The 4,029-nt window shown below is 68.4% G+C and carries 3 protein-coding genes; all 3 read right to left on the bottom strand.

Going from position 1 to position 4,029, the window contains the following annotated elements; all coding sequences use genetic code 11:
• The coding region (locus H537_RS0118785) for an SNF2-related protein (protein WP_051242977.1) at positions 1–3,185 on the bottom strand (3,185 nt) is incomplete at its 3' end.
• Between the two features lie 120 nt (positions 3,186–3,305).
• A complete protein-coding gene (locus tag H537_RS0118780; RefSeq protein ID WP_028999061.1) occupies positions 3,306–3,635 on the bottom strand; it encodes a type II toxin-antitoxin system HicB family antitoxin in 330 nt (109 codons plus the stop codon).
• Positions 3,632–3,880 (bottom strand): type II toxin-antitoxin system HicA family toxin, encoded by a 249-nt coding sequence (locus tag H537_RS0118775; RefSeq protein ID WP_028999060.1) that lies wholly within the window; start codon positions 3,878–3,880, stop codon positions 3,632–3,634. The genes H537_RS0118780 and H537_RS0118775 overlap by 4 nt, the downstream gene beginning before the upstream one ends.
• Between the last annotated feature and the right edge of the window lie 149 nt (positions 3,881–4,029).

The raw sequence follows: 4,029 nt of genomic DNA, 5'->3' as shown, positions 1-4,029 counted from the left end.
CCATGGCGCTCCTGCAGCATGCGCACGAGCAGCTCGCCCATCTCGCGGAACTGCGTGAACACCAGTGCCTTCTCGCGCGCGGCGCCGATCTCGTCGAGCAGGTCCAGCAGCCGCTCGGCCTTGCCCGAGGCCGCCGGGTCGGCCGTGCCCTGCTTGAGGTAGTGCGCCGGGTGGTTGCACACCTGCTTGAGCGCCAGGATCAGCTGCAGCACCAGGCCCTGGCGCTCAAAGGTATCGGACTGCCCGGCGATGGCCGCCATGCCCTCGCGCACCACGCTCTCGTACAGCGCGGCCTGGGCTTTGGAGAGCGTGCAGAACTGGTCTTGCTCCACCTTGTCGGGCAGGTCGCTGATGATGGACTTGTCGGACTTGAGCCGGCGCAGCAGGAACGGCGCCATCACCCGGCGCAGCCGCTCGGCCGCGGCGGCGTCGCGATGGGTCTGGATCGGCGTGGCGTACTCGCGCGCGAAGTGCGTGGGCCCACCCAGGTAGCCGCGCTGGGCGAAGTCCATGATCGACCAGTACTCCAGCAGCCGGTTCTCCACCGGCGTGCCGCTCATGGCGATGTGGCCCTGCGAGGGGATGGCCTTGACGGCCTTGGCCTGCGCGGCGCCGGGATTCTTGATGTTCTGCGCCTCGTCGATGACCACGAGGCGCCAGGACAGCGCCTTGAGCGTCGCCACCTCGCTGCGCGCCACGCCGTAGGTCGTGAGCAGCACGTCGGGGCGCTGTTGCGCCAGCTCCCTCTTGGCGCCATGGAAGACGGCCACGCTCAGCGCCGGCGCGAAGCGCGCCGCCTCCTTCTGCCAGTTGGTTAGCAGGCTGGTGGGCACGATCACCAGCACCCGGCCGTCCTGCAGCGCGCCGTCCTGCTTGAGCCGCAGCAGCAGCGCCAGCACCTGCACCGTCTTGCCCAGGCCCATGTCGTCGGCGATCACGCAGCCCAGTCCCAGCCGGGTGTTGCGCCACAGCCAGGCGTAGCCGCGCTGCTGGTAGGGACGCAGCACGGCCTGCAACTCCCGGGGCAGCGCCACCTCGTCCTCACGCTGGAGTTGATCGATGAGCTTGGCCGCGGCCTTGTTCAAGCCGACCGGCGCGCCGTCGATCTCGCCGGCCAGCGCGGCGCGCAGCAGCGTGGCACCGTCGCTCTGTTGGGGACGCTCCAGCCGCGCGTGCAACGACTCGACCTCGGCTGGGTCGAGCATCACGTACTGGCCGCGGAACTTCACGACGCCGCCGGCCTTGCCGAGCAGGCGCTTGAACTCGGCAGCGCTGACCAGCTCATCGCCGATGGCTACCTTCCAATCGAAGGACAGGATCGAGCCCGTGTTCAACAGGCCCGCGCCAGCACTGGCACCGGCGGCGGCCTTGATCTGCATTGACAGCCGGGGCCGCAGCAGCCGTTCCAGCGCTCGGGGCAGCAGGGTGCGGATACCCATGAGGCGCAGCGCCGGCAGTGTGACCGACAGCAGTGCCGGCAGCTCCTCGGCTGTTACGGGGAGGGCACGCTTGGCTCCCTTGCGCACGTAGTCGTGCAGCGGCGGGTGGAACTCGGCCAGCATCGCCACTGTCCTGAGCACACTCATGCGATGGGGGAACGAGGGTTGAGCGATGACGTCGGCCAGCGGCACCGGTGCCTCCAGCGTCGAGTGCTCGTCGGCCACCGCCAGCGCCAGCCTGAAGCCCTCGGTACGTACGGCCTCGTCCAGGCGCAGCACTGGCACATAGCGCTGGCGCGCCAGATGCAACCGCGCGAGCCATGCATGGATGCTGCCGGCCAGCGCCCCCTCGCCCGGGCCGTCAACGCGCACCTGGCCCGGGCCGAAGAACAGTCCCCACGCCTTGCCATCGCCGGCCTTTGCGGCCGGGGCAGTGTCCGCGGCCAGCAGGCGCAGGTACAGGTCGATCAGTGCACACAGCAGCACGCGCGCCTGTGCCCGCGCGGCCAGCGGCACCCAGGTGCGACTTATCCGGCGCTGCACCAGCCCCGGCGGCAGCCCGGCTGCGGCCTGCGCCACCAGGCCGCGCACGGTCGCGTCCAACTCCGCCGCGCACCAGCGCAGGCCCAGCGTCCTGGAGTCCACGGTGAATACTTGTGGCACCACAGCGCCGCGAGCAATCAGGTGCAGCGCCAGCAGGTGCAGGGTGTGCATGGCGGCAAAGTCCGCCCCCAGGTCCAGCAGCTCCTGCGGCGGCACGCCCGCCAGCGCCGCCAGCAGCCCCGGCAGCGTGTCCAGCGTCTGATCACCCAGTGTCGCGCCCGCGACTTCCAGAGCGGCCTGGGGGTCTGTCCTCAGGCGCAGCTGCCCTTGTGGCAAGTACACCGCCTTGCTGCCGCCGTCCAGGGCCGCGGCGGCAGCATCGAGCTGGCGCTGCGCCTCGTGCGCGATGCGGGCAACAGTCTTGTGTGCCAGCTCACGAAAATCACCACTGCGGTGGAACACCGGCTGCGCCGGCAGCAGCCGCCACAGCGACTCGCACAGCTCAGGCACGGCGGTGAAATCGATGCGCGCCAATGCGTCCGGGTCGTGGACCGGCTCGGGCGGCGCCGACTCGGGATCGTCCTCGAACAGCGCCAGCGCGCCGGTGGGCAACGCACGCTCGGCCTCGGCATCAACCGCCACGCCGTGCTGGCCCAGCAGCGTCTGCAGGTCGATACCGCGCAGCTTGAACACCAAGTAGGGGTCAGCGTCGATCTCGCAGCTGAGCAGGTAGACCACCGCAGCCAGATGTTTGCACGGCACGGCCCAGTCCGGGCACGAGCACTCCATCCGCAGATCCTTCCAACGACGCGGAAAGACCTGGATACCCAGGGTCGTGGCCTCCTTTAGCACCGCGGGGTCCAACTCGCGATTGAGCAGCCGTGCGATCAAGCCCGGATCGGTGGCCAGCCGCTCGGCCAGCCGCTCGGCGTCAGCGGCATCGACTTGCGGCACGTGGATGTCCACCACGTAGGGTTTTGGACGTGAGCCCTGCACGTGTGCCCGGATGCGGCCCTCGTGCACTTTCAGGTCGCGCACCGCACCGCGATTGGCATAGGCACGGCCACGCGGCAGGCGGCTGTCGTAGTCAATTTGCGCCAGCGCCTGCAGCCACTGCGCGCCCCACCAGGTGGTGCCGTAGGCGGTGCGGTTCACAGCCGCGCTGTCCCAGAACCAAGCAACGGCGTTGACGGCTGCTGGCATGCGGCGCCGTCGTCACGGCGCATGACCGTCCAGTGGCCCGGGTGGCAACTGCTCGAGTGCAGCAGGCCATGCGCGCTGCACTCGTCATTCAGCGGTCGGTTGCCGTGGACGACTGCGCCGTCAGCCACGGGCCAGCACCCCTGCCACGTACTGGTTCAAACTCACGCCCTCGGCAGCCGCATGCCGCGCCAGTCGGGCGTGCAGGCTGCGCGGCACACGCACCAGGAACTTGCCGCTGTAGTTTTCCAGTGGCAGCACTTCGCGCGGCGCGGGCACCTCGCGGCCGACGGCCTGTGCAGCCTCGATCCACGCAGCAATCGCGTCCTGGGCCTCGCGCGCAGCATCGGCTTCCGTCGCACCCCAGGCACTGCAGCCAGGCAAGTCGGGTACCTCGGCGATGAAGCCCTCGTCCTCATTGCTCCAGAAGATTTCGAGCGGATAGCGGTTCATTCAGCAGTACCTCCGTACTTGCGGATCATTTCGACGAGTTGTCGGGCCTGGTAAGGCGGGATGAACCCGTCGCGGTTCTGAAAGTTCAACAAGGCGGGTTCGCCGGGACGCGCAAAGGCGCGGTGCGAACCCCGTCCTCCCTGCTTGACGAAGCCCAGCAGGGCGGCGGCCTTGCACGCGTCGCCGAAGCGAACCTGCTTGGGGTTGCGGTGGATCGCTTCAAGCAGCTTGGTCGCCGTGTTCATTCGGAAATGATACCGCATGCGGTATCAATGTAATTTTTCCGAAGACTCCACTAATGCAGATAAGCGTTCATAATCTTTAGCACAAGAATTCTTGGGCAAGTGGGCTTGGCAGGCATCACCAGCCGGTAAACTGTGGCGCGACAAGCACT

This window comes from Azohydromonas australica DSM 1124 (assembly GCF_000430725.1).
Lineage (GTDB): Bacteria > Pseudomonadota > Gammaproteobacteria > Burkholderiales > Burkholderiaceae_C > Azohydromonas > Azohydromonas australica.
The sequence above is the reverse complement of the archived record's forward strand: the minus strand, read 5'-3'. Positions and strand labels throughout refer to the sequence as shown.

Bases quoted from the DNA above. Each gene is read 5' to 3' on its own strand.
- H537_RS0118780 (WP_028999061.1), bottom strand. From the start codon at position 3,635: ATGAACCGCTATCCGCTCGAAATCTTCTGGAGCAATGAGGACGAGGGC.
- H537_RS0118775 (WP_028999060.1), bottom strand. From the start codon at position 3,880: ATGAACACGGCGACCAAGCTGCTTGAAGCGATCCACCGCAACCCCAAG.